General features: G+C 62.6%; 19 protein-coding genes. 18 read left to right on the top strand and 1 reads right to left on the bottom strand.

The window, feature by feature from the left end; genetic code table 11:
- The first annotated feature begins 66 nt into the window (after positions 1-66).
- The 12 genes from MHY87_RS12665 to MHY87_RS12610 all read left to right on the top strand — a co-directional run bounded on the left by MHY87_RS12665 (position 67) and on the right by MHY87_RS12610 (position 13653).
- The gene (locus MHY87_RS12665; RefSeq protein WP_239352211.1) at positions 67-1233 is read left to right on the top strand and encodes an ABC transporter permease; all 1167 of its coding nucleotides are present in this window, start codon (positions 67-69) and stop codon (positions 1231-1233) included.
- Positions 1230-2168: an ABC transporter ATP-binding protein gene (locus tag MHY87_RS12660; protein ID WP_239352209.1), complete on the top strand. Its 939-nt coding sequence runs from the start codon at positions 1230-1232 to the stop codon at positions 2166-2168. The genes MHY87_RS12665 and MHY87_RS12660 overlap by 4 nt, the downstream gene beginning before the upstream one ends.
- On the top strand, positions 2165-2917 hold the full coding sequence (locus MHY87_RS12655) for an ABC transporter permease (protein WP_239352207.1): 753 nt from the start codon (positions 2165-2167) through the stop codon (positions 2915-2917). The genes MHY87_RS12660 and MHY87_RS12655 overlap by 4 nt, the downstream gene beginning before the upstream one ends.
- Positions 2914-3480 (top strand): biliverdin-producing heme oxygenase, encoded by a 567-nt coding sequence (locus tag MHY87_RS12650; RefSeq protein ID WP_239352205.1) that lies wholly within the window; start codon positions 2914-2916, stop codon positions 3478-3480. Before MHY87_RS12655 ends, MHY87_RS12650 begins: the two co-directional genes overlap by 4 nt.
- Positions 3477-5750 carry an ATP-binding protein gene (locus MHY87_RS12645; RefSeq protein ID WP_239352203.1) on the top strand — a complete coding sequence of 758 codons (2274 nt, stop codon included), beginning with the start codon at positions 3477-3479 and terminating at the stop codon, positions 5748-5750. The genes MHY87_RS12650 and MHY87_RS12645 overlap by 4 nt, the downstream gene beginning before the upstream one ends.
- Entirely contained in the window at positions 5719-6168 is a 450-nt protein-coding gene (locus MHY87_RS12640; protein ID WP_239352201.1) for a response regulator, read from the top strand. The genes MHY87_RS12645 and MHY87_RS12640 overlap by 32 nt, the downstream gene beginning before the upstream one ends.
- Before the next feature lie 9 nt (positions 6169-6177).
- Complete coding sequence (locus MHY87_RS12635) at positions 6178-7227, top strand: sensor histidine kinase (protein WP_239352200.1); 1050 nt, start codon at positions 6178-6180, stop codon at positions 7225-7227.
- A gap of 1 nt (position 7228) precedes the next feature.
- Positions 7229-9361 carry a sensor histidine kinase gene (locus tag MHY87_RS12630; protein WP_239352199.1) on the top strand — a complete coding sequence of 711 codons (2133 nt, stop codon included), beginning with the start codon at positions 7229-7231 and terminating at the stop codon, positions 9359-9361.
- A gap of 82 nt (positions 9362-9443) precedes the next feature.
- Positions 9444-10736 carry an amidase gene (locus tag MHY87_RS12625; RefSeq protein ID WP_239352198.1) on the top strand — a complete coding sequence of 431 codons (1293 nt, stop codon included), beginning with the start codon at positions 9444-9446 and terminating at the stop codon, positions 10734-10736.
- Positions 10737-10810: 74 nt separating this feature from the next.
- On the top strand, positions 10811-11170 hold the full coding sequence (locus MHY87_RS12620; RefSeq protein WP_239352197.1) for a YbaN family protein: 360 nt from the start codon (positions 10811-10813) through the stop codon (positions 11168-11170).
- A gap of 330 nt (positions 11171-11500) precedes the next feature.
- On the top strand, positions 11501-13102 hold the full coding sequence (locus tag MHY87_RS12615) for an isocitrate lyase (RefSeq protein WP_239352196.1): 1602 nt from the start codon (positions 11501-11503) through the stop codon (positions 13100-13102).
- 176 nt (positions 13103-13278) lie between these two features.
- The gene (locus tag MHY87_RS12610) at positions 13279-13653 is read left to right on the top strand and encodes a hypothetical protein (RefSeq protein WP_239352195.1); all 375 of its coding nucleotides are present in this window, start codon (positions 13279-13281) and stop codon (positions 13651-13653) included.
- Positions 13654-13661: 8 nt separating this feature from the next.
- On the opposite strand, the gene MHY87_RS12605 is transcribed toward MHY87_RS12610, so the two are convergent.
- On the bottom strand, positions 13662-14630 hold the full coding sequence (locus MHY87_RS12605; RefSeq protein ID WP_239352194.1) for a sugar-binding transcriptional regulator: 969 nt from the start codon (positions 14628-14630) through the stop codon (positions 13662-13664).
- A 228-nt stretch (positions 14631-14858) separates the two neighbouring features.
- Here MHY87_RS12605 and MHY87_RS12600 point away from each other — a divergent pair, with 228 nt between their 5' ends.
- From MHY87_RS12600 to MHY87_RS12575, 6 genes are all read left to right on the top strand, one after another.
- On the top strand, positions 14859-15845 hold the full coding sequence (locus MHY87_RS12600) for an ABC transporter substrate-binding protein (protein WP_239352193.1): 987 nt from the start codon (positions 14859-14861) through the stop codon (positions 15843-15845).
- Positions 15846-15993: 148 nt separating this feature from the next.
- Positions 15994-17607 (top strand): iron ABC transporter permease, encoded by a 1614-nt coding sequence (locus MHY87_RS12595; protein ID WP_239352287.1) that lies wholly within the window; start codon positions 15994-15996, stop codon positions 17605-17607.
- Positions 17595-18677, top strand: coding sequence for an ABC transporter ATP-binding protein (locus MHY87_RS12590; RefSeq protein ID WP_239352191.1), 1083 nt, complete (start codon positions 17595-17597; stop codon positions 18675-18677). Before MHY87_RS12595 ends, MHY87_RS12590 begins: the two co-directional genes overlap by 13 nt.
- On the top strand, positions 18674-19843 hold the full coding sequence (locus tag MHY87_RS12585) for an MBL fold metallo-hydrolase (RefSeq protein WP_370644908.1): 1170 nt from the start codon (positions 18674-18676) through the stop codon (positions 19841-19843). Before MHY87_RS12590 ends, MHY87_RS12585 begins: the two co-directional genes overlap by 4 nt.
- Positions 19840-20637 (top strand): 5'/3'-nucleotidase SurE, encoded by a 798-nt coding sequence (locus MHY87_RS12580; protein ID WP_239352189.1) that lies wholly within the window; start codon positions 19840-19842, stop codon positions 20635-20637. Before MHY87_RS12585 ends, MHY87_RS12580 begins: the two co-directional genes overlap by 4 nt.
- 169 nt (positions 20638-20806) lie before the next feature.
- Positions 20807-22501: a Na/Pi cotransporter family protein gene (locus MHY87_RS12575; protein WP_239352187.1), complete on the top strand. Its 1695-nt coding sequence runs from the start codon at positions 20807-20809 to the stop codon at positions 22499-22501.
- The last annotated feature ends 8 nt before the right edge of the window (positions 22502-22509 follow it).

Below are 22509 nucleotides of genomic sequence, written 5' to 3'. Positions count from 1 at the left end.
GGGCGGCAAAGCGAAAGACCAAGGTACGACGTGAGTTCCGTTACATCCCGGACGAGCACGTTTGGCGTGGTTCCACCACGCCCCGCGCTCTCCCTCGATCATCTGGGGTGCGTGATCGCCATTCTCATCGGCGTCGCGCTCTTTGCCGCTCCCTTTGCGACCTATCGCGCGACGCGCATCGCGTCCGGCGACTCGCGCCTGCTGATCGAGGCACTGCCTATCGCCATGGGCGCCGTCGTGGCTCTCGTGGCGCTCACAATCGCGGTGGGCGCGGCTTTGATGCGCGATCCTCTCGGACGGCTGGGTTCGGCGGTGATCGGCCTTGCCGTTCTTCTTCCCTCCTTAGGCCTCTCCGCCGGATACCTGACGCCTGCGGACAACACCTTCGCCCGTGTGTCACCCTCGGTGGGGTTCTGGCTGCTCGCCCTGTCGTTCTCGCTTCTCGCCATCGATGCCCTGGCGCGCATGCGGCTCGGGCCCTATGGGCGGATCGCGGCCTTGCTCGTGGGTCTGATCGCCCTGGCGCTTCTGCTGTTCTCAGGCATCTGGGACGATCTTTCGATCCTCAAGGAATACCGCACTCGCTCCGACACCTTCTGGCGTGAGGCGCGCCAGCATCTGTTCCTTGCCTTCGGCTCCATGGCGGCGGCATGCGCCGTCGGTATTCCGTTAGGCATTGCCGGGCACCGGCTGAAGACGCTTCGCACGGCCCTGTTGCAGGGTCTCGGCATCGTGCAGACGATTCCGAGCATCGCGCTCTTCGGCCTTCTCATGGCGCCACTCGGCGCCATCGCGGCCAGTGTGCCGCTCGCTGCGGCTCTGGGCATCAAGGGCATCGGCGCGGCACCTGCCTTCATCGCGCTGTTTCTCTATGCGCTGTTTCCCATCGTTGCCAACACGATTGCAGGTTTGAGCCAGGTGCCCGCGGCCGCCGTCGATGCGGCGCGCGGCATGGGCATGTCGGCACGCCAGAAACTGGTGCAGGTCGAGATGCCGCTTGCCTTTCCGGTGATCCTGGCCGGCATCCGCATCGTGCTCGTGCAGAATCTCGGTCTTGCGACGGTGGCAGCGCTGATCGGAGGAGGAGGCTTCGGCACCTTCGTCTTCCAGGGCATCGGCCAGACGGCGATCGATCTGGTGCTGCTGGGAGCCATTCCAACGGTCATCCTGTCCTTCGCCGCATCCATCGTTCTCGATGCGTTGGTCGAACTCGCCAAGGGAGCGCTCGCATGATCGAGATCGAACATCTCACCAAGCGCTATGGCACGAATGTCGTCGTCGACGATGTGTCCTTCACCGTGGAGGAAGGCACGCTCACCGTCATCGTCGGAACTTCTGGCGCGGGCAAATCGACGCTTCTGCGCATGATCAACCGTCTGGTGGAGCCGAGCGCGGGACGCGTGTTCATCGACGGGGAAGACACGCGCGCGATCCCGGAAGACGAGCTGCGGCACCGCATCGGCTATGTCATCCAGGGCTACGGCCTGTTCCCGCATCGCGACGTGGCGGCCAATATCGCTACCGTGCCGCGCCTGCTCGGATGGGAGCGGAGAAAGATAGCGCAGCGCGTGGATGAGCTGCTCGACCTGTTCCAGCTCGACCCGGCGGAATTCGCGCATAAATTCCCGCATGAATTATCGGGCGGACAGCAGCAGCGCGTGGGCGTGGCGCGGGCTCTTGCGGCCCGGCCTTCGCTTCTTCTGATGGACGAGCCCTTCGGCGCGCTCGATGCGGTGATCCGCTCCAAGGCGCAGGATGACCTGCTCGCCATCCAGCGGCGCTTGGGGACGACCATCGTGCTCGTCACGCACGACATGAACGAGGCCTTCCATCTCGGCGACCGCATCGCCGTCATGGATCAGGCACGCCTTTTGCAGCATGCGACGCCCGCCGAAATGCTGATGCACCCGGCCGACGACTTCGTGGAGCGCCTCGTGGGAACGGCGGAACGGCCGTTCCGTCTTCTCTCGCTCGCGAAGGTGCAGGACGCCATCGAGCCGGGCGAGGCTATGGGGGAGCCGGTCGCGATTTCCGACAGCCTGCACGATGCGCTTTCCCGCCTCATGTGGACAGGTCGCGATGCCCTGCCTGTCGCGGATGCCAGGGGCGTGATCCTCGGCAAGGTGAGCGTCGGCGGCATCCTTCAGCACGGGCGTCCGCTGCCATGAGACTTGCCTCTCTCGTTCGCTTGATCAGCCTGCTGCTACTCGTCGCTTTCATTGCGATGCCGCAGGCCTTCGCGTTCGCCTTCGAACCTTTGGTGACCCCGGGCGCGCCTGCCATCTACAATCAGGGAAGCCTGTTCTCTCTCACCCTGCAGCACTTGCGCACGGTGTGCCTCGCCACGATCGCGAGTACCATTCTCGCCGTTTCGCTCGGCATCTTCGTTACGCGTCCGTCGGGAGGCGAGTTCCTGCCGCTCTCGCGCAGCCTCGTGAATATCGGCCAGACCTTTCCGCCGATTGCTGTGCTCGCCATCGCGGTTCCCCTGGTGGGCTTCGGCGAGAAGCCGACCTTCATCGCGCTGTTTCTCTACGGCCTCCTGCCGATCTTCGAGAACACGCTGACGGGGCTGACCCAGGTTCCCACGCAGGCCATGGAAGCGGCACGCGGCATGGGCATGAATACATGGCAGCGCCTGTCGCAGGTCGAGCTGCCGCTGGCCTTCCCCGTGATCCTTGCCGGAATTCGACTGTCCGTCATTATCAGTTTGGGAACGGCCACGATCGGTTCCACGGTTGCGGCCAAGGGCCTCGGTGAGGTTATCATCGCCGGGTTGCAATCCAATAATATCGCTTTCGTGCTCCAGGGCGGATTGGTGGTTGCGCTGCTCGCCGTTCTGATCCACGACGGATTGGGATTGATCGAGCGTGCCGCCGCCCGAAAACTCGGCCGCTTCGTGGATGAGGTGTCATGACGCTGCTCGAACGGCTGAAGATCGAAACCAGGCCCGCCCATGATCGCATCGAGCTGGCCATGGATCTCGACCGCCGGATCGCCAGCCGCGACGGATATAGGAACCTCCTGATCCGCTTCTACGGCTTCCACAGCGCCTGGGAGCGCGCCGCGTCAGGGATCGCGCCTGACAAAGCCTTCTTCGAGAGCCGGTGCAAGGCGACGCTTCTCGCCAAGGATCTCTCGGTGCTCGGCTTAACGGAAGACGAGATCATTCGTTTGCCGCAATGCGACCCTCTCATGCCTCTGCCGTCGCCCGCAGCCGTGCTCGGCAGCATGTATGTGGTCGAGGGCTCGACGCTCGGCGGCGCGATCATCGCACGAGAGGTGAAGCGCAAGCTCGGGCTGTGTCCTGAGACGGGCTGTGCCTATTTCAAAAGCTATGGGAGTGATATTGCTGTCATGTGGAAGCAATTTGGCGCCAAGCTTCTGGAAGCATCCTCTTCCGAAGCTGACGACGTGATCGTCGAAACGGCTCAAAAGACCTTTGATGTCATGCATGACTGGCTGTGCGAGGGCTCATGAATCAGCAAGGGCCGCAAGAGTTCGATCTGACCGCTTGCGAGCGGGAGCCGATCCATATCCCGGGCAGCATCCAGCCTCACGGAATTCTGTTCGCGATATCCATCGCCGACATGAGCCTTACGCATGCAAGCGCCAATGTCGCGTCATTCTTCGGCATCGAGCCTCTCTCGATCCTGAAGCGTCCTTTCCGTGACGCGCTGCCCGAGATCGCCGCCTTACTGGAGGCCGATGTCGCGGAGGCGACGCCTTCCGGAACGACGCGCTTCGTGCGCACGGTCATCCTGAAAACCGTCACTGGCGAGGCGGCCTTCGATGTGGCGCTCTCCCGCTCCGACGGACATGCGGTTCTTGAGCTGGAAGCGGTGCCCGGAAATACGGTGTCGAGCATCGATGCGCTCTACCCGACGCTTCGCCGTTTCGTGGAGGAACTGCACGGAGCTTCCACCATCGATCGCCTCTGCCAATTGGCGGCGGAGGATATCCGCCGCATGACCGGCTTCGACCGGGTCCTCGTCTATCGCTTCGACGAGCAATGGAACGGCACCGTGATTGCGGAAGATCGAAACGAAGCGCTGCCGTCCTATCTCGACCTGCGTTTTCCCGCCTCCGACATTCCGGCCCAGGCGCGGGAACTCTATCGCCGCAATCGCCTGCGCATCATTCCCAATGCTGATTACACGCCGGTCCCAATCCAATCCCACGATCCCGCCCCGCTCGACTTGAGCGATTCCGCGCTGCGCAGTGTCTCGCCCGTGCATCTCGAATACATGCGCAACATGGGCACGCCCGCCTCCATGTCGATCTCGATCCTGCGCGACGGTGCGTTATGGGGCTTGATCTCCTGCCACAACAGCAGCCCGAGGCGCGTGGCGCTGCCGGTGCGCAATGCCTGCGATTTCCTCACGCAGATTTTCTCGCTGCAGCTCGAAGCACGGGAGAATACCGCGCTGGCTGACAACCGCGTTCGGCTCGGCGCCGTTCAGACGCGCCTGCTTGCCTACATGGCGGGCGAGAACTTCTTTATCGACGGGCTCGTGAACAATCCGAATGACCTGATGCTGCTTGCCGGGGCGACAGGCGTTGCCATCGTCACGGACGAGCATTGCTGGCGCCTCGGCACAACGCCTGGCGAGGGGGAGGTCAGAGCCCTCTATGCTTGGCTCTCGGAGCATCATCAGGAGGACGTGTTCGCCACGGACCGTCTGGCGGAACTCTTTCCGCAAGCGGCGCGCTATGCTGACAAGGCCGGCGGCCTTCTCTCCATTTCCATTTCGAAGATGCGGTCGAGCTACATCCTCTGGTTCCGTCCCGAGATCGTGGAGACGGTCAAATGGGGCGGCAACCCGGAAAAGCCGGTGCGGGAGGAGGCAGGCACCCTGAGGCTTCATCCCCGACGCTCTTTCGAGATTTGGAAGGAGACGGTGCGCGGGCGCTCTGCCGCCTGGGACCGCAGCGAGGTCGAGGCGGTCAAGGAATTGCGCAACGCTATCGTCGGCATCGTCCTGCGCCGCGCCGAGGAGCTAGCGGCCCTCACGGACGAGCTTCGCCGCTCGAACAAGGAGCTGGAGGCTTTTTCCTATTCCGTGTCTCACGACCTGCGTGCTCCGTTCCGCCACATCGTGGGCTACTCCGAGCTTCTGAAGAAGCAGGAATGGTCCGAGATGACCGAGCGCGGCAAGCGCTACATCGACACGATCATCGACGCGGCCTATACGGCGGGAACGCTGGTCGACAACCTTTTGCGCTTCTCGCAGATGGGTCGCACTGCGCTCAAACCCCGCCTGGTGGATACGGCCAAGCTCGTGGACGAAGTCCGGCAGGGGCTCGCCATGCATACGAGTGGCCAACGGATCGAATGGACCATCGGCGATCTGCCCTCAATCGTGGCGGATCCGGTGCTGATCCGGCTCGTTTTTGAGAATCTTTTGGATAATGCGGTCAAATATTCTCGAAAGAAGGATACATCCCGTATCGAAGTGGGTTCATTCCAGGATAACGGGGAGATCGTCTTTTTCGTGCGCGACAACGGCGTCGGCTTCGATATGAAGTATGTCGGCAAGTTGTTCGGCGTGTTCCAGCGCCTCCACCGGATGGAAGAATTCGAAGGAACAGGGATCGGGCTCGCCAACGTCCACCGCATCGTCGAACGACACGGAGGCCGCAGTTGGGCTCAGAGCCAGCCGGACAAGGGCGCGACTTTCTACATCGCCCTGCCGGAGAATGTAAGGAGCGGCGTGAATGCCGGAATTGAAGCCGATCCTGCTGGTTGAGGACAACCCGAAGGATCTCGAACTCACCCTGGCCGCCCTGGAGCAGAGCCAGCTCGCCAACGAGGTCGTCGTGGTCCGCGATGGGGAGGAGGCGCTCGACTTCCTGAACCGCCGCGGCGCCCACGAGAATCGCAACACCAGCGACCCTGCTGTGGTTCTGCTCGACCTGAAGCTTCCCAAGGTCGACGGACTCCAGGTGCTGGAGATGGTGAAGGCCGATCCGCATCTGAAGCAGACGCCTGTGGTGATGCTTACCTCCTCGCGGGAGGAGAGCGACCTGATCCGCAGCTACGAACTGGGCGTGAATGCCTTCGTGGTGAAGCCGGTAGGCTTCCGCGAGTTCTTCGACGCGATCCAGGACCTCGGCGTGTTCTGGGCCATTCTCAACGAGCCGCCGCCGCCGCGGTCCGACCGGTAAGAGGCATCCATGGATCGGTCGGCCTCCCTCCAGTCCAGCCGAGCGCTCCGCGTCCTTCTCCTGGAGGACAGCGCGCTCGATGCTGAACTGGTGACGGTGGCCTTGTCGTCTTCCGGCCTGATGCTCGAGGTCGAACGGGTCGTCATGGAGGAAGAGTTCACCCATGCGCTCGACGGCGATTCATGGGACCTTGTGCTGGCCGATTATCTCCTACCCGGATTCGACGGGCTGAACGCTCTTGCCCTGGTGCGGGAGCGATACCCGGAACTGCCTTTCGTGTTCGTTTCCGGCGCGCTCGGCGAAGAGGTGGCCGTCGAGGCGCTCAAGCGCGGCGCGACGGATTATGTGCTGAAGGACAGGTTGGAGCGGTTGCCCGTCACGGTTCTGCGCGCATTGTCCGAGGCGCGCGAGCGGACCGAGAAGCGTCAGGCTCAGGAAGCCCTGCAGGCGCTTCTCGATGAGCGGACCACGTTGCTGCATGAGCTCGATCACCGGGTGAAGAACAATCTGCAGCTTCTCCTGTCCCTGATCGGCATCGAGATCCGGCATGCGGAGGACGAGGTCACGGCACGGGTTTTGGAGCGCATGAGGGGGCGCCTTCAGGCGCTCGGCGCGGCTCATCGCGACCTTTACGACGGCAAGGGCTCGTCCCGCTTCGATGTGAGCAGTTTCGCGCGCGGGCTGTGCGAGGACCTGACGGCGGCCATCGGCGGCGTGCATATCGCGCCTGAATGCGACATAGAAAACATCGAAATCGATGCGGCCAAGGCTGCGCCCATGGCGCTTCTGTTCAACGAGATCGTCGTGAACGCGCTCACCCATGCCTATCGGGAGCGGCACGGGAAGCTGAAGCTCGTCATGCGCGTGCGCGACGGCAGATTGCTCTTCCAATTGTCGGACGATGCTTTCAGCCCAGAGGAGAAGAACGCCGCAAGGCAAAGTGCTTCCGGCACGGTGCTGAAGGGCCTGTCGCGTCAGCTCGATGCCGATATCGAATGGCCGGACGACGATCCCCAGGTTCTCGTGCGCATCCTCATGCCGGTTCAAGAAGTCGGCTGATATGGAGGATCAGGGATACGCCAGACCTGCAAAGCCGAGTTTCTTCATTGGCTCTCGTACCTCCTTGCGGCAGGTGCTCTGGGCGCTCGTGTTCGCGCTCACCTTGCCGGCGATCCTGATCGCCGCGGCAGGGCTCTATTCAGGCTACCGCTCCGAGCAGGAGAACATGGACCTGCGCCTTCAGGAAACGGCGCGGGCCATGAGCCTGTCGCTCGACCGCGAGATCGAGAAGAGCGAGATCGCCCTGAGGATGCTTGCCCAGTCTCCCTATATCGCCAATGGCGATTATGCCGCCTTTCACGAGCAGGCTCAGGCGGCGGGATTGCCCAGCCCTTCCTGGGTGTCCCTGATCCGGCCGGACGGTAAGGTGCATCTCAACACACGTGTGCCCTATGGCACGCCATTGCCGGACAGTGCCCGGCCGGCGACTTTGCTGAAGGTACAGGAAAGCCGCAAGACACACCTCTCTGACCTTTTCATCGGACCCAACACGGGACAGCCTCTGGTCACGCTGGATGTACCTGTCATCCTCAATGAGGAGGTAGCCTATATCCTTTCCGCTGCCATCGGGCCCGCCATTTTCCAGCAGCTCATCGCGGATCAGCGCATCGCCCCAAACTGGAACGCTGCCGTGCTCGACCGCGCCGGACGGCTCGTCGCCCGTTCCCGCGCGCCGGAACGCTTTGTCGGGCAGCTCGGCAATCCCATCGTGCGCGACGCGATCGCTGCTTCCTCGGAAGGCCATGTGCAGAGCGTGACGCTCGATGGCATTCCGGTACGCACCTATTTCAGCAAGTCGTCGACATATGGCTGGTCGTTCGTCATCAGCGTGCCGTCCAGCGAGCTTGCGGCGTCGCTCAAGCGCTCGCTGTTCTGGCTTGTGATTCTGGCGGGATGCATCCTCATGGGCGTTGCTCTCGCGGCCATGCTCTCGCGTCTCATCGCCAAACCCGTCGATCAGCTCGTAAGGCAGGCGAATGCGCTCGGCGCGGGACGTGAAGTGTTTGGAGCCAGTACGCATGTGCTCGAGTTCGACACCATTCAAAAGGCTCTTGCGGATGCCGCTTGGGATATCAGCGAGCAGGAGCGGAGTCGCGAGGAGGTTCTGAATCGCGTTGCCGAGAGCGAGGCGCGCCTGCGTCTAGCGCTCAATGCAGGCTATCTGGGGTCCTGGGAATATACGCCCTCGACCGGAGTCTTCGAGACGTCGCCGCAATGCCGGATCAATTTCGGCCGTGGGCCGGACGAGCCGTTCTCCTACGAGGATCTGATTGCCGCCATTCATCCCGACGATCGCGCCCGGCAGGCCGAAGCCGTCGCCCGGACGCTTAGGAACCAAACGGACTTGCATGTGGAATACCGCGCCATTTGGCCGGACCATAGCGAGCATTGGGTACGCATCAGCGGGCAGGTTCGTGTCGGGGTGAACGGACATCTCTCCCTTGTGGGCGTTTCGCAGGACATTACGGAGCAGAAACTGGCCGAGGAGCGCCGGGGCATTCTGCTCCATGAGCTCAATCACCGGGTCAAGAACACCCTCGCCACAGTGCAATCCGTTGCCTTCATGACCCGACGCGCCGCCGAACAGGGCGATCCGGGAGCATGGGATGCGTTTCTCGGCCGTGTGCAGGGTCTTGCCAAGACGCACGATCTTCTCACCGCCACGCACTGGCAGGGTGCTCTCTTGAAGGATGTGCTCAAGAACGAGCTGGAGCCGTATCAGGACGCCATGCGTCAGCGCATCCGCTTGCATGGCCCCAAGGTCAACCTGCAGCCGAGCGCCGTATTGGCGTTGGGCCTTGCGGTGCACGAGCTTGCGACCAACGCCACGAAATACGGAAGCCTCACCGTGCCCGAGGGCAAGGTGCATGTCATGTGGGCGATGGCGTCCGCCCTGAACCCGCCGGTGCTGATCGTCGAATGGGTCGAGAGCGGCGGCCCGCCCGTGGCGCCGCCCAAGCGGCAGGGTTTCGGCACCAAGCTCATTCAGCGCGGACTCGCGCAGCAGCTGGGCGGCGAGATCAAACTCAACTTCCACACCGACGGTATCCGCTGCGTGATCACCTTCCCCATCAAGAACGTGATGGTCGAAGGCGACGAGTTGGACGAGAGCGCCGAAAGGTACGCTTCCTGAGTGAAGCTCTATCGGGCATCTTGACACTTTCCTGTCTCCGCTGATGAGTGAAAGGACTTACGTCGACTCCATGGGGGCTTCCATGATGGCAGTGCGAGACAGGCTCGAGATGATTCTGGTGCGGCTGGCGGACCGGGAAGACGACGAGCGCGTTTTCACGAAGCTCTACCCGGCGGCGGCGCGCGCCGCCGCCGATGCCGCCGATGCGCGCCGCTTCGCCGGCGTGTCCTTAGGGCCGCTCGATGGCGCGCTCATTTCCATCAAGGACCTGTTCGACGTCGCGGGCGAGGCAACGGCCGCAGGCTCCCTCGTGCTGCGCGATGCCGCGCCCGCCGCGCAGGATGCCGCCATCGTTCGCCGCCTGCGTCAGGCCGGTGCCGTGATCCTCGGCAAAACGAATATGGTGGAGTTCGCCTTTTCCGGCCTTGGCCTGAACCCGCATTACGGCACGCCCGGCAATGCGGTGGACCCGTTGCGGATTCCCGGCGGCTCGTCCTCCGGCGCGGGTGTGGCCGTGGCGGAGGGAACGTCCGAGATTTCCATCGGTAGCGACACGGGCGGTTCCGTGCGCATTCCGGCTGCGCTCAACGGCGTCGTGGGTTTCAAGCCGACCGCAAAGCGTGTGCCGTTCGATGGTGCCTTTCCGCTCGCGCCAACTCTCGATTCCATTGGCCCGCTTGCCCGATCCGTGCAGGATTGTGCGTTCACCGATGCGGTCATGGCGGGGGAGGAACCGCGCGAGCTTCGGCCGCATCCTCTCGCAGGATTGCGGATCGGCATTCCGCGCGGATGTCTGTTCACGCGCAGCGAGTCGATGGTGGAAGAGGCCTTTGAACGTACCCTGGTCCGGCTGTCGCAAGCCGGTGCGACAATCGTCGATCACTCCATCGACGATCTTCTCCAAGCCATGCGCGAGATCACGGCGCAGGCTTCCATCGCCTCCATCGAGGCGGCTGAGATTCACGCAGATTGGCTCGAGAGCCGCTCTGACGAGATCGATCCGCGCGTTCATTACTGGCTTGCCCGCAGCAGCGCCGTTCCGGCTCATGCCTATTTGCGGACGATGCGCCGTCGCCGCGTGCTTTTGGAGGAGATGGATCGCCGCCTTGCGCCTATCGATGTGATGGCGTTGCCCGCAACTGCGATCACGGCGCCTCTGATCGCGCCGCTGGAGGCGGATGAGGCGCTCTACAATGAAACCGACGCCCTGATCCTGCGCAACACGCAGGTGGCCAACCAATTCGATCTCACCGCCATCACCCTGCCCGTGCCGGATTGCGAGCGACCCGTCGGCTTCATGCTGATGGCGCGGCATGGTGAGGACCACCGTCTCTTGAGCATCGCAGCCAGCGTGGAGCGGGAAATCTCGCGCTGATTGCGTGTGGGTTTCTGCGGCAAGATCCAAGGAGGAGGGCGTTTTTCCCTCTGCTGGCAGCGAGTGAACTGACGATGCGAAGCTTCTATCTTGCCCTCGGTTATACGAGCCTCGCGCTCGGCATCTTGGGTATCGCGCTGCCGGTTCTGCCGACGACGCCTTTCATCATTCTTGCCGCCTGGGCCTTTACCCGGTCGAACCCGGCTCTCGCCGCATGGCTCTACAATCATCCCCGCTTCGGGACGATTCTGACCACGTGGCGCGACCAGGGCGCCATTCCTTTTCGCGTCAAGATCTACGCGCTTTTCGTTATGGCTGTGTCCTATGCCGTCACGATCTGGCTGACCTCGAACCCTTACGTGCCGTTCCTTCTGGCCGTCATCCTTGGCAGCGTCGGGCTTTACATCGCTACCCGCCCATCACCACGGGAATGAGTCAGGAAGGTCTGAGTTTTGTAAGGTCTTTACACTGGGTTTCCGATACCCCTCCAAGATTCCGCGCGCCGCGAAATCGGTTCCGGCGAACGGCTTTTCATCGATGAACCCATAGACTTAAGGCTTATCCCGATTTTGCGGTTGAGCTTCCGGCAACCTTCCGAAGCAAATTGTCCAATCATTTCAGAAGCAAGAACGGATGCTGAAAATGTCAAGAATTTACAGATTAACACCAGACATCTTGTAAGCCTTCACACCTGGACCTTAACTCGCCTTACTGGTCTCGAACACTCACGCTAATTCCTCGTTCAACCTGTCCAGAAGCGAGGAATGAAGACCGTGGCTTACCAAGATCAGATCGCCCAAGCTCAGCGCATTATCGAGACCGCCAAGACCTGGGACGGCATCAATCCGGAATCCGTGGCGCGCATGCGCCTGCAGAACCGCTTCCAGAGCGGGCTCGACATCGCGCGCTACACCGCGAAGATCATGCGAGAGGATATGGCGGCCTATGACGCCGATCCCTCGCAATACACCCAGTCGCTGGGCTGCTGGCACGGCTTCATCGGCCAGCAGAAGATGATCTCGATCAAGAAGCATTTCGGCTCCACCAAGCGCCGTTATCTCTATCTCTCCGGCTGGATGGTCGCGGCCTTGCGCTCTGAATTCGGCCCACTGCCCGATCAGTCCATGCACGAGAAGACCAGCGTTCCCGCGTTGATCGAGGAACTCTACACCTTCCTGCGCCAAGCCGATGCGCGTGAGTTGGGCATGCTGTTCCGCGATCTCGATGCGGCGCGCTCATCTGGCAATCAGGTCAAGGAAAAGGAAATCCTGAACGCCATCGACAATCACCAGACACATATCGTGCCGATCATCGCCGACATCGACGCGGGCTTCGGCAATGCGGAGGCTACCTATCTTCTCGCCAAGAAGATGATCGAGGCGGGCGCCTGCTGTATCCAGATCGAGAACCAGGTTTCTGACGAGAAGCAGTGCGGCCACCAGGACGGCAAGGTCACCGTTCCGCACGAGGACTTCCTCGCCAAGATCCGCGCCGTGCGCTACGCCTTCCTCGAACTCGGCATCGATGACGGCCTCATCGTGGCGCGCACGGATTCGCTGGGCGCGGGCCTCACCAAGCAGATCGCCATCAGCCGCGAGCCCGGCGATATCGGCGATCTCTACAACAGCTTCCTCGATTGCGAGGAGATCACGCCGGAGAACTGCGTCAACGGCGATGTGGTGATCAACCGCGACGGCAAGCTCATGCGTCCGAAGCGTCTGGCGAGCAACCTGTTCCAGTTCCGTCCCGGCACCGGCGCAGACCGGTGCGTGCTCGATTGCATCACCGCGCTCCAGAACGGCGCTGACCTTCTCTGGATTGAGACCGAGAAGCCGCATATCGAGCAGATCGCCGGCATGGTGGACCGCGTCCGTGAGGTTTTCCCGAACGCGAAGCTCGTCTACAACAATTCGCCGTCCTTTAACTGGACCATCAATTTCCGCCAGCAGGTGTATGATGCCTGGGAGAAGGCGGGACGAGACGTGTCGCAATACGACCGCGCGAAGCTCATGAGCGTGGACTACGACACCACGGAACTCGCCAAGGAAGCTGACGAGCGTATCCGCACCTTCCAGGCGGACGGCGCCAAGCGTGCGGGCATCTTCCACCATCTCATCACGCTGCCGACCTATCACACGGCGGCACTCTCCACCGACAATCTCGCCAAGGAATATTTCGGCGATCAGGGCATGCTGGGCTATGTCCGCAACGTGCAGCGCCAGGAGATCCGCCAGGGCATCGCCTGCGTGAAGCACCAGAACATGTCCGGCTCCGATATCGGAGACGATCACAAGGAGTATTTCTCCGGCGAGGCCGCGCTCAAGGCAGGCGGTGCGCACAATACGATGAACCAGTTCGCCGCTTAAAATCGGCGTGCCCAAACATTCATCCAGGAAGAGCGGGTTGTTACGGCAATCCGCTCTTTCGCGTTAAGCCTGACGAGCAAGGAAGGCCTGCCGCTTCTGATTGCTCCTTGTCCTGTTTGGGAGAATGGAGCACATTCGGCATAGGCGAGAGAGCCTGGCCCAAGGAGAGGAAGCCCGTGAAACCGTCGAGTTCAAGCGATCTCAAGCAGGTGCTGGCCAAGGCGATTTATACGCTTCCCACTCCCACCGATCTGAAGCTGGTGGCGCAGCGTTTCGTCGACCATGCGGTCGAGCCGCGCCTGTCGGGCTCGGATGTGGTCGCGCTCGTGCAGGATCTCGGCTATTCCGATCTCGACAGCTTCTGCCGCGATGTGGGCCTGCCCGATCACATCATGGACCGGTGGAAGCGCTTCGGCATCTCGGCGGAGATGGGGCAGATCTTCGCTTTCCTGGCCCTGCAACGCAGGCGCGTGCGCGATGCCGTGGACGAGTTCGAGGCGACGAGGCATGTGGGCCTCGACGAGTTCTTCCGCGACCGGGGGCTGATCTGAGGTCGGCCTTAAGCGAGGAGGGCGGCAGCGGTTTCGCTGTCGGTAATCAGCACTTGGACCGAAACCGCCTTCAAGGCCGCGCGGATCGCCTCGACCTTCTGCTTGCCGCCGGCGGCTAGCACAACATTCGGAATCTTGCTGACCGCATCGAGGCTGATCGCCATGACCTGGCGGTTGATGTCGTGCTCGACGAGCTGTCCCTCCGCCGTCACGAAGAAGCAGAGAAGGTTGGCGACCGCGCCCCGGTCCTTCAGCGGCTGGATCAGGTCGCGCGGGACGATGCCGTGCCGGAAAATGGTGGCCTCCGGCGAAACATCGCCGACCGTGAGAAGGGCGATGTCCGCACTCTCGGCACGCGCGCGGGCGAATTGCAGGGTTGGCTGCGCCCAGAGGCGGTCGCGAAGCTCCGGATCGTCCACGATCACCGGAGCGGTGATCTGATAGCTGTCCGCGCCCAAAGCTTCCGCCACCTTCACAGCGACGATGGATGGGTTGATCCATTGCGAGTGAGGCAGACTGCCGACCAGGGCCGCGACGGTGGCGTCTTTCAGCTGCCGGCGCGGCAGGAAGGCGAGGCTGGCATAAAGGGTGGCACCACCGCCGATGGCGAGTGTCGCCCCGTCTTCCATCTGCTCTGCGACATAAGATGCGACCGCATGGCCGATGGCCTTTTCCAGGCTGCCCGCGTCGCTGGGTGTCGGCACCACAATGGCTGTAGCGAGGCCCCAGCGCTTTTCGAGTTCCCGCTCTAGGCGGATCTGGCCGGCGGTCGGCGTGTTGATGGTCGTCGTGACGATGCCGTCGGCGATGCAGGAAGCGAGCGTGCGCATCACCTTGATGCGCGTCACGCCGAGCTTTTCCGCGATCTGCTCCTGGGTGAAGCCCTCGACGTAATAAAGCCACGCGGTCTTCACGGCCAAGTCGGAGGAAGCAAGCGGCAGTGTAACCGCCTCGGTCTTCTTCTTAGGTGTTGGCATTCCTCTGCCTTCCTCCAAGACCCTTGGTCCCGGACCCTTCCTAGGGATTTCCTGGCCGGCCAAGCATTAGCCTTCCGTAGGGGTATTGTTCATTTGTTATTGACACTGAACAAATGCACAATATCGTCCTTCCGTAATGTCATCAACCGGTGACAGCAAAACGAATAAGAATTTGCGAATCGGGGAGCCTTTCGACTCTCCGATATCGTGTAACATCTGGAGGAAGCTATGATCCAATCTCTGAAGGGTCTGCGACTGGCACCCTTGGCTCTTGCCGCAAGTCTTATCGCCTCTGCTGCATCGGCTGAAACACTGATGCTCTATACCTCTCAACCGGAGGCGGATGCTTCGAAGACCGTCGAAGAATTCCGCAAAGTGAACCCGGGCATCGAGGTCCAGGTCTATCGCTCCGGCACCAGCGATATCCTCAGCAAGCTCGCCGCCGAGTTCGCGGCCGGCGCTCCCCAGCCCGACGTGCTCTTCATCGCCGATGCGGTGAGCATGGAGCTTCTGAAGAAGGATGGGCGCCTCGCCGCCTATAAGGAAGCGAAGACCGACGGTTTCCCGGCCGAAAGTTTTGATGCCGACAAGACCTATTTCGGCAGCAAGCTGATCACCACCGGCATCGCCTACAACACGGGCGCCGCCAAGAAGCCTCAGCATTGGTCGGACCTGACTGCGGCTGACTACAAGGGCATGCTCGTCATGCCGAGCCCGCTCTACTCGGGTGCCGCCGCCTATCAGCTCTCGGGCTTCGCCGCGAAGCCGGAACTGGGCTGGGGCTATTTCGAGAAGCTGAAGGCCAACGACACCATTGCCGTTCGTGGCAATGGTGCGGTGCTGAAATCCGTGGCGAGCGGTGAGAAGCCCTACGGCATTCTCGTCGACTTCATGGCGCTCAACGCCAAGGCCAAGGGCTCACCCATCGAGTTCGTGTTTCCGAGCGAGGGCGTGCCTGCCGTCACCGAGCCGGTGGCAATCATGTCGACGGCGAAGAATCCGGCTGCTGCCAAGAAGTTCATCGACTTCATTCTTTCGGATGCCGGACAGAAGCTCGCGCTGTCGCAGGGCTATCTGCCCGCGAAGGAAAGCGCCGGACGCCCGTCCTGGCTGCCTGCCGACGCCAAGATCAAGATCATGCCGATCGACATCAAGGCGGTTCTGCAGCGCACCGAGGACGACAAGAGCAAATTCTCGAAGCTCTTCGGCGGCTAAGGAGCCTTTCTCGATGGCCGTATCGATCAGTCGCGTTCGGGATACATCCGATTTCCAAGTGCCGGCCCCCGTCAAAAGGGGCCTGCCGTCGGAAAGGATTCTGACAGGTCTTGTCATTTCAATCGTCGTGATCCTGTCAATTCTTCCCATGCTTCGTCTGGTGCAGGAAATTCTTGCGCCGGGCGGGCGACTGTCGATTGCGGCCGTCGAGGCCGGGCTGTCGAATCCGGCAACCTGGACTGCGACCCTGAACTCTCTCGTGGTCGGTTTCGGAGGCACCATTCTCGCGGTGCTCTTCGGAACCGCCGTCGCCATCCTCGTGTCCCTCACCGACGTTCGCGGACGCAGCGCCTTCGTGCTCTGCTTCGTGACGCCGCTGATGATCGCGCCTCAGGTCACGGCGCTCGCATGGCTGCAATTGTTCGGCCCCGCAAGCCCTCTCCTGAAGCTCCTCGGAATCGCGCCGCCCTTGGGCACCCGCAATCCGCTCTATTCCGCGCAAGGCATCATCCTGCTGCTCGCCGTCCAATACGGCCCGCTGGTGTTCCTCATGGTGCGCGCGGGCCTGCGCAAATTGCCGCGTGAATTGGTGGAGGCGGGCCTTGCCGGAGGGGCTGGCCGCTGGACGGTTCTGCGCACCATCGTCCTGCCGCTGATGACGCCCTCCATCATCGGCGCGTCCGCGCTCGTCTTCGTCTCCTGCGTCGGCAATTTCGGCATTCCCGCTTTCTTGGGCATCCCGGCGAATTATCTCGTTCTGCCGACACTCATCTATCAACGCCTCGCAGGCGCAGGGCCTTCCGTTCTGTCGGAAGTCGCGTTTCTCTCTCTGCTCATCGGCGCCATTGCCATGGCGGGAATCGTCGCGCAGGACATCATCAGCCGCCGCCGCGATTACCGCATCTCCACCACATCGCTTCCCGTCGAGCCCTTCGAGCTCGGGCGCTATCGTCCGCTGGCCGAGACGATCATGTGGCTGATCGTCTGTGCCATCCTGGTGTTGCCGCTCTTAGGGCTGTTCCTCACCTCGCTGGTGCCGGGCTATGGCATTCCGCTGAATCTCAAGACCGCGACGCTCTCCAATTACTCCTTCGTGCTGTTCGATCATGCGGCGGCGAAGAGCGCCTTCCTCAACAGTTCGGTCCTGTCCGTCACCGCCGCCGTCTTCGCCGTTCTGGTGGCGGTGCCGCTCGGCTATTTCATCGCCTGGCGCATGACGTGGTGGACGAAGATCCTCAACCTCACTGTGGAACTGCCCTACGCGCTGCCGGGCGTTGTGCTGGCGATTGCGGCGCTGCTTCTATTCCTCAAGCCCATTCCGGTGATCAACCTACAGATCTACAACACGGTCTGGATCATCCTGTATGCCTACCTCGCGCGTTTCATGGTGCTCGCCCTTCGCCCGACGGTGAGCGGCTTCCATCAGATCGACCGTTCGCTTGAGGAAGCAGCCCAGGTCGCAGGCGCAGGCTTCATGATGCGTCTGCGCACCATCATCTTCCCGCTCATCGCGCCGGTCGCTGTCGCTGGCGGCCTGCTGATCTTCATGACGGCGCTGAGCGAGCTGACGGTGTCCGCTCTGTTGTGGTCCTCGGGCTCCGAGACCATCGGCGTCGTCATCTTCTCCTTCGAGCAGGGCGGCGATTCGAGCTATGCGGCGGCGATCTCCATGATGACCGTGGCGCTGACCTTCCTATTGATGCTCGCTTCCAATTTCCTTGCACCTCATTTGCCGAACGGAGTCCTCCCATGGCGGGATTAACCATCGATCAGGTCAGCAAACGCTTCGGCGATTACGATGCGCTGTCCAACGTTTCCATCGATGTCGCCGACGGAGAATTCCTGGCGGTTCTAGGTCCATCCGGATGCGGCAAGACCACCCTGCTACGCATGGTGGCGGGTTTCGAGAAGGTCACGGACGGGCGCATCGTCATCGGCGGCCAGACCATGTCTTCCGCCGAGCACAGCCTGCCGCCCGAGAAGCGCAAAGTCGGCATCGTGTTCCAGAACTATGCGCTCTGGCCGCACATGACGGTCGCTGAAAACGTCGGCTATAGCCTGAAGGTGGCGAAAGTCGGCCGCGCCGAGCGCGACCGTCGCGTTGCCGAAGCTTTGTCGCTCGTCAATCTCAACAGCTATGGCGACCGGCGTCCGGCCAATCTCTCCGGCGGTCAGCGACAGCGTGTGGCCCTGGCGCGCTGCCTCGTTTCCGCGCCGTCGCTCGTGCTCTTCGATGAGCCGCTCGCCAATCTCGATGTGCACCTGCGCGCGGCGATGGAGGACGAGTTCGCGGATTTCCACAAGCGCACCGGCACGACCATCGTCTACATCACGCACGATCAGGCGGAAGCCATGGCGCTCGCGGATCGCATCGCCGTGATGGACAAGGGCAAGCTCGCGCAGCTCGCGCCCCCGCGCGAACTCTATCGCGAGCCCGCGAACGAGATGGTCGCGTCGTTCATCTCTCAAGGCATCATCCTGCCCGCCGACGTACTGACGGCTGCGGAAGCCGGGCATTGCCGCGTTCGCGTGCTGGGCCAGGAAGTCGTGGTGCGCTGCCGTCCCAACGAGCGCCCGCGGACCGGTGCAAAGCTGTGCTGCCGCTCGCCCGAGCTGGAGGCTGTCGGTCCGAACGAGGACGGCATTGCGGTTGCCATCAAGCGCGTCGTCTATCAGGGCGGACGCGCACGCGTCGAGCTGTCGCCGGTCGCGCGTCCCGATCTCAACCTGCATATCGAGCAGGCCGATCCGGTGACGCTGGAAGCGGGTGTGGAAGCACGCGTGCGCATCAAGACCGGCTGGCTCATTCCAGAGGCCGGGAGCGCCGCATGATGCAGGTGGATCTCCATGGCGGCTTCGGCGAGAAAGGGCGCACGAGCGTTGCGCTCCGTTCCGCGAACAGCCACATCCTGCTTGATGTCGGAATCAAGGTGGGCGCTTCCGGGCGCGAATATTACCCGGCGATCGACAAGGGCATCGAAACGATCGACGCCTTGCTTCTGTCCCACGCGCATGAGGACCATGTCGGCGCGCTGTCCTGGTTTCTCGCGCAGGGCTATTCCGGCCCGATCTACATGACGGAAGAGACGCGCGACGAGGCTCCGGCAACGCTCGCGCATTATGCGGATGCGGCGCAGTTGAAGCAGTTTCCGTTTCCGCGTGATCGGGTCGAGCTGTTCAGGCCCGGCGATACGTTGACGATCGGCGATTTCACCATCCGCACCGGGCGCTCGGGCCATGTGGTCGGCGGCGTGTGGTTCGCGGTCGGCAACGGGCAGGAAACCGTCGTCTATGCTGGTGACGTTCTGCCTGATAGCAAGGTCTTCGTGATGGACCCGCTGCCGTCCTGCGATCTGTTGATCCTCGATGCGTCCTATGGGGCCGATCCGGTGTCCGGCGGCGCGCGCGCCGATGCAATCGCCACCTGGATCGCGGAGCATCCGAAAGGGTGCCTCTTGCCGACGCCTCTGTTCGGTCGCTCGCTTGAACTCCTCGCGATCATGCCGAAGCGCTTCGCCATCCATGCCAGCATGCGCCAGGCCCTGGCGAGCCAGATCGCTGCAACAGATGCGTTGTATCCCAAGGCGGTCGAGCGGCTGAAGCATCAGTTGGCGTCGGCCATCGACTGGCACGACGGCGAACCCTTGCCGGATTGTCCGTTGCTCGCTGACGACGGCATGGGAACGGCGGGTCCTTCCGCGACGCTGATCCCGCTCGCCGATGCCAGCAACTATCCGGTGCTTCTGACGGGGCATCTTCCGGCATCGTCGCCCGGCGATCTCCTCTATCGCGCAGGCCGTGCAGGCTGGATCCGCATGCCGACGCATCCGACCCTCTCGGGCAACATGGATATCTGGCACAGGAGCGGCGAGCCGCCGGTTCTCGGCCATTCCTGCACGCCGTACATGCTCGACGACCTCACATTGCACATCCCGTCCCTGCGCATCGATGCGCGCACCGGGCAGAGCCTGACCCTTCGCGAAGGAAAGATCGCATGAGAATCCTCGTCTGCAACGATGATGGCGTTGAAGCGCCGGGCATCGCCTTTCTCACCGAGGTTGCTCGCACGCTGTCCGACGACGTGTGGGTGGTCGCTCCCGATGGCAAGCGCACGGCGGGCAGCTCGTCGCTGACGATTGCGCGCCCCTTGACCATGAAGCGCCTCGACGAGCGCCGCTATTCCTGCTCCGGCACGCCTGCCGATAGCGTCGTCACGGCGATGACCTGGCTCTTCAAGGATGGCAAGCGTCCCGATCTCGTCCTCGCTGGCGTCAACGACGGGCGCAACGTGGCGGAGGATCTCGCTTATTCGGGTACCCTCGGCATCGCGCGGGAAGCGACCTTCTGGGGCGTTCCGGCCATCGGGTTTTCACGGGTCAAGAACCCGCGCATCACTGGTCAAGACGTGCCGTGGCTGGCTGGACTGATCCGGAACCTATGGCAGAACCGCGAGGTCTGGGCGGACGGGCATTTCTTGAGCATCAACCTGCCCCTGGAGCTTCCTGCGCCGATCCGGCAACCCAAGATCGGACGCGACAAGATCGGCAATGCCGCCGAGGTGGTCTCGATCGAGGGCGACACGACCGTGATCGTGGTTCCGCGCGGCAGGCCGCACAGCACCTTCCCCGGCGATGAGAACGAGGCCATCGACAGCGGCCATGTCACCATCAATCGCCTGAACTGGTTCGGCGAGACGCCGCTCAGGGCGGATCTTTTCTCCACGCTTTCCGTTGCGTCATCCGAGCGCGGGAAGCTACAGCCGGCAAGCGAATCAGTCGCTGAACAAGCGTAGCGGGATCTCCGAACCGGCTGGAGCGCCCCAAATCCGGCTGCGATGAGCCTCTTCGGAGGCACAGCAGAGATATTTTGTTCGCTTTTGCCCTCAGAGGACTTGCAATCGGAGGGGCATTCGCACTTTATCGGTTCATTAAGTCGGCAAAACAAATCAGGCATAGGAAGAAATGGACGCTACCCGGACACTCATTCAGATGATTGGCAGTGTCGCCCTGCTTCTGTGGGGCGTGCGCATGGTGCGCACCGGCGTGACCCAGGCGCTCGGCGCACAGCTGCGCCGGATGGTGGCCGTCTCGTCCAGCAACCGCCTCTCCGCCTTCTTCACCGGCATGTTCGCGACCACGCTGCTGCAATCGAGCACGGCCATGGCGCTGATCATCGGCTCCTTTGCCGGTCGGGGCCTCATCGGGCTCTCGGCGGCGCTTGCCGTCATGCTCGGCGCGGATGTGGGCTCGACGCTCGCGGCACAGTTGCTCGCCTTCGACATCAAATGGTTCTGGGCGGTTCTGGTTGCCGGCGGATACGTGCTCTACAGCAGCCGCGAGAGCGCTGTCGGCGCAGCGCGCGCGATCATCGGCCTCGGATTCCTTCTTCTTGCCCTGCAGGAGCTGAGCATTGCCGCTGCAGCCTTGCGTGAGGCGCCCACCATGCGCGTCGTGCTCGGCGCGGTGGGCGGCGAGCCTCTCATCGCGCTCGGCATTGCAGCACTTCTGACCTGGGCAGCGCATTCCAGCCTCGCCATTGTGCTCTTCGTGATGTCGCTCACGGGAAGCGGCGTCATTCCGGTGCCGGTGGCCTTGATCCTCGTGCTCGGCGCGAATATCGGCGGAGCCTTTGCTCCCTGGGTGGCGCTCTCCGGCTCTCCGCCTGCGGCGCGCCGCGTGCCTCTCGGCAACCTTCTCATGCGTGGCGTGATCGGTCTTGCCGCCATCCCCTTCGTCGGGTTCTTCGCCGAGGAGATGGCGCTTCTCGTGCAGGATCCGGCCCGCAACGTGGTTCTCTTCCACACGGCCTTCAATCTCGTCGTGGCGCTCGTGGGCCTTCCCCTTGTTGGCGTCATCGCCAGCCTCTTGCAGCGCTGGGGCAACGAGCCCGAGGGCGCGGTCGATGAAGGCAAGCCGCGCCATCTGGAAAAGAGCGTGCTCGACACGCCGTCAGAGGCGCTCGCCTGCGCTCTGCGTGAATCCCTGCGCATGGGCGATCTGGTGACATCCATGCTGCAGAATGCGATGGCCGCCATTGAGGGCAATGACCAGAAGCTAGTGAAGGATATTGAAAAGGCGGACGACACCGTCGACCGCCTGCACGAGGCGATCAAGCTCTATCTCGTCGAGGCGTCGAAGGCGCCGATGTCGGAAGAGGAAAGCCGCCGTCTGCTGGAGATCCTGACCTTCACCACCAATCTCGAGCATATCGGCGACATCATCGACAAGAACCTCGTAGAACTCGCCGCCAAGAAGGTGCGTCGTCAGCTTTCCTTCTCTGCCGAAGGGCTGGAGGAAATCCGCGCTTTCCACGGGCGCGTCATCGAGACCATGCGTCTTGCCGCCAACGTGTTCGCCACGCGCGATGTGGGCCTTGCCCGCAGACTCTTCGCCGATAAGAGCGCCATGCGCACTGCCGAGCGCAACGCCGCCGAGAGCCACTTCGTGCGCCTGAAGGACGGCAGGCCGGAATCCATCGAGACGAGCTCGATCCACATCGACATCATCCGCGACCTGAAGCGCATCCACGGCCACCTCACGGCGACCGCCTATCCGCTGCTGGAGGCGCAGGGCGATCTCGCGGAATCGCGGCTAAAGCAGAAGAGCACGCAGCAAGCGCAGGACGATCTGTCCCTGTCCGTGGGCGGACGCGCTTAAAAGCAAAT

It is taken from the genome of Microvirga sp. ACRRW, assembly GCF_022346925.1.
Lineage (GTDB): Bacteria > Pseudomonadota > Alphaproteobacteria > Rhizobiales > Beijerinckiaceae > Microvirga.
Note: the sequence above shows the minus strand (reverse complement) of the source record. Positions and strands in the feature narration are given on the sequence as shown.

Bases quoted from the DNA above. Each gene is read 5' to 3' on its own strand.
- MHY87_RS12625 (WP_239352198.1), top strand. From the start codon at position 9,444: ATGATGGCAGTGCGAGACAGGCTCGAGATGATTCTGGTGCGGCTGGCG.
- MHY87_RS12575 (WP_239352187.1), top strand. From the start codon at position 20,807: ATGGACGCTACCCGGACACTCATTCAGATGATTGGCAGTGTCGCCCTG.
- MHY87_RS12620 (WP_239352197.1), top strand. From the start codon at position 10,811: ATGCGAAGCTTCTATCTTGCCCTCGGTTATACGAGCCTCGCGCTCGGC.
- MHY87_RS12645 (WP_239352203.1), top strand. From the start codon at position 3,477: ATGAATCAGCAAGGGCCGCAAGAGTTCGATCTGACCGCTTGCGAGCGG.
- MHY87_RS12585 (WP_370644908.1), top strand. From the start codon at position 18,674: ATGATGCAGGTGGATCTCCATGGCGGCTTCGGCGAGAAAGGGCGCACG.
- MHY87_RS12615 (WP_239352196.1), top strand. From the start codon at position 11,501: ATGAAGACCGTGGCTTACCAAGATCAGATCGCCCAAGCTCAGCGCATT.
- MHY87_RS12605 (WP_239352194.1), bottom strand. From the start codon at position 14,630: ATGCCAACACCTAAGAAGAAGACCGAGGCGGTTACACTGCCGCTTGCT.
- MHY87_RS12650 (WP_239352205.1), top strand. From the start codon at position 2,914: ATGACGCTGCTCGAACGGCTGAAGATCGAAACCAGGCCCGCCCATGAT.
- MHY87_RS12655 (WP_239352207.1), top strand. From the start codon at position 2,165: ATGAGACTTGCCTCTCTCGTTCGCTTGATCAGCCTGCTGCTACTCGTC.
- MHY87_RS12580 (WP_239352189.1), top strand. From the start codon at position 19,840: ATGAGAATCCTCGTCTGCAACGATGATGGCGTTGAAGCGCCGGGCATC.
- MHY87_RS12640 (WP_239352201.1), top strand. From the start codon at position 5,719: ATGCCGGAATTGAAGCCGATCCTGCTGGTTGAGGACAACCCGAAGGAT.
- MHY87_RS12600 (WP_239352193.1), top strand. From the start codon at position 14,859: ATGATCCAATCTCTGAAGGGTCTGCGACTGGCACCCTTGGCTCTTGCC.
- MHY87_RS12630 (WP_239352199.1), top strand. From the start codon at position 7,229: ATGGAGGATCAGGGATACGCCAGACCTGCAAAGCCGAGTTTCTTCATT.
- MHY87_RS12595 (WP_239352287.1), top strand. From the start codon at position 15,994: ATGCTTCGTCTGGTGCAGGAAATTCTTGCGCCGGGCGGGCGACTGTCG.
- MHY87_RS12590 (WP_239352191.1), top strand. From the start codon at position 17,595: ATGGCGGGATTAACCATCGATCAGGTCAGCAAACGCTTCGGCGATTAC.
- MHY87_RS12660 (WP_239352209.1), top strand. From the start codon at position 1,230: ATGATCGAGATCGAACATCTCACCAAGCGCTATGGCACGAATGTCGTC.
- MHY87_RS12635 (WP_239352200.1), top strand. From the start codon at position 6,178: ATGGATCGGTCGGCCTCCCTCCAGTCCAGCCGAGCGCTCCGCGTCCTT.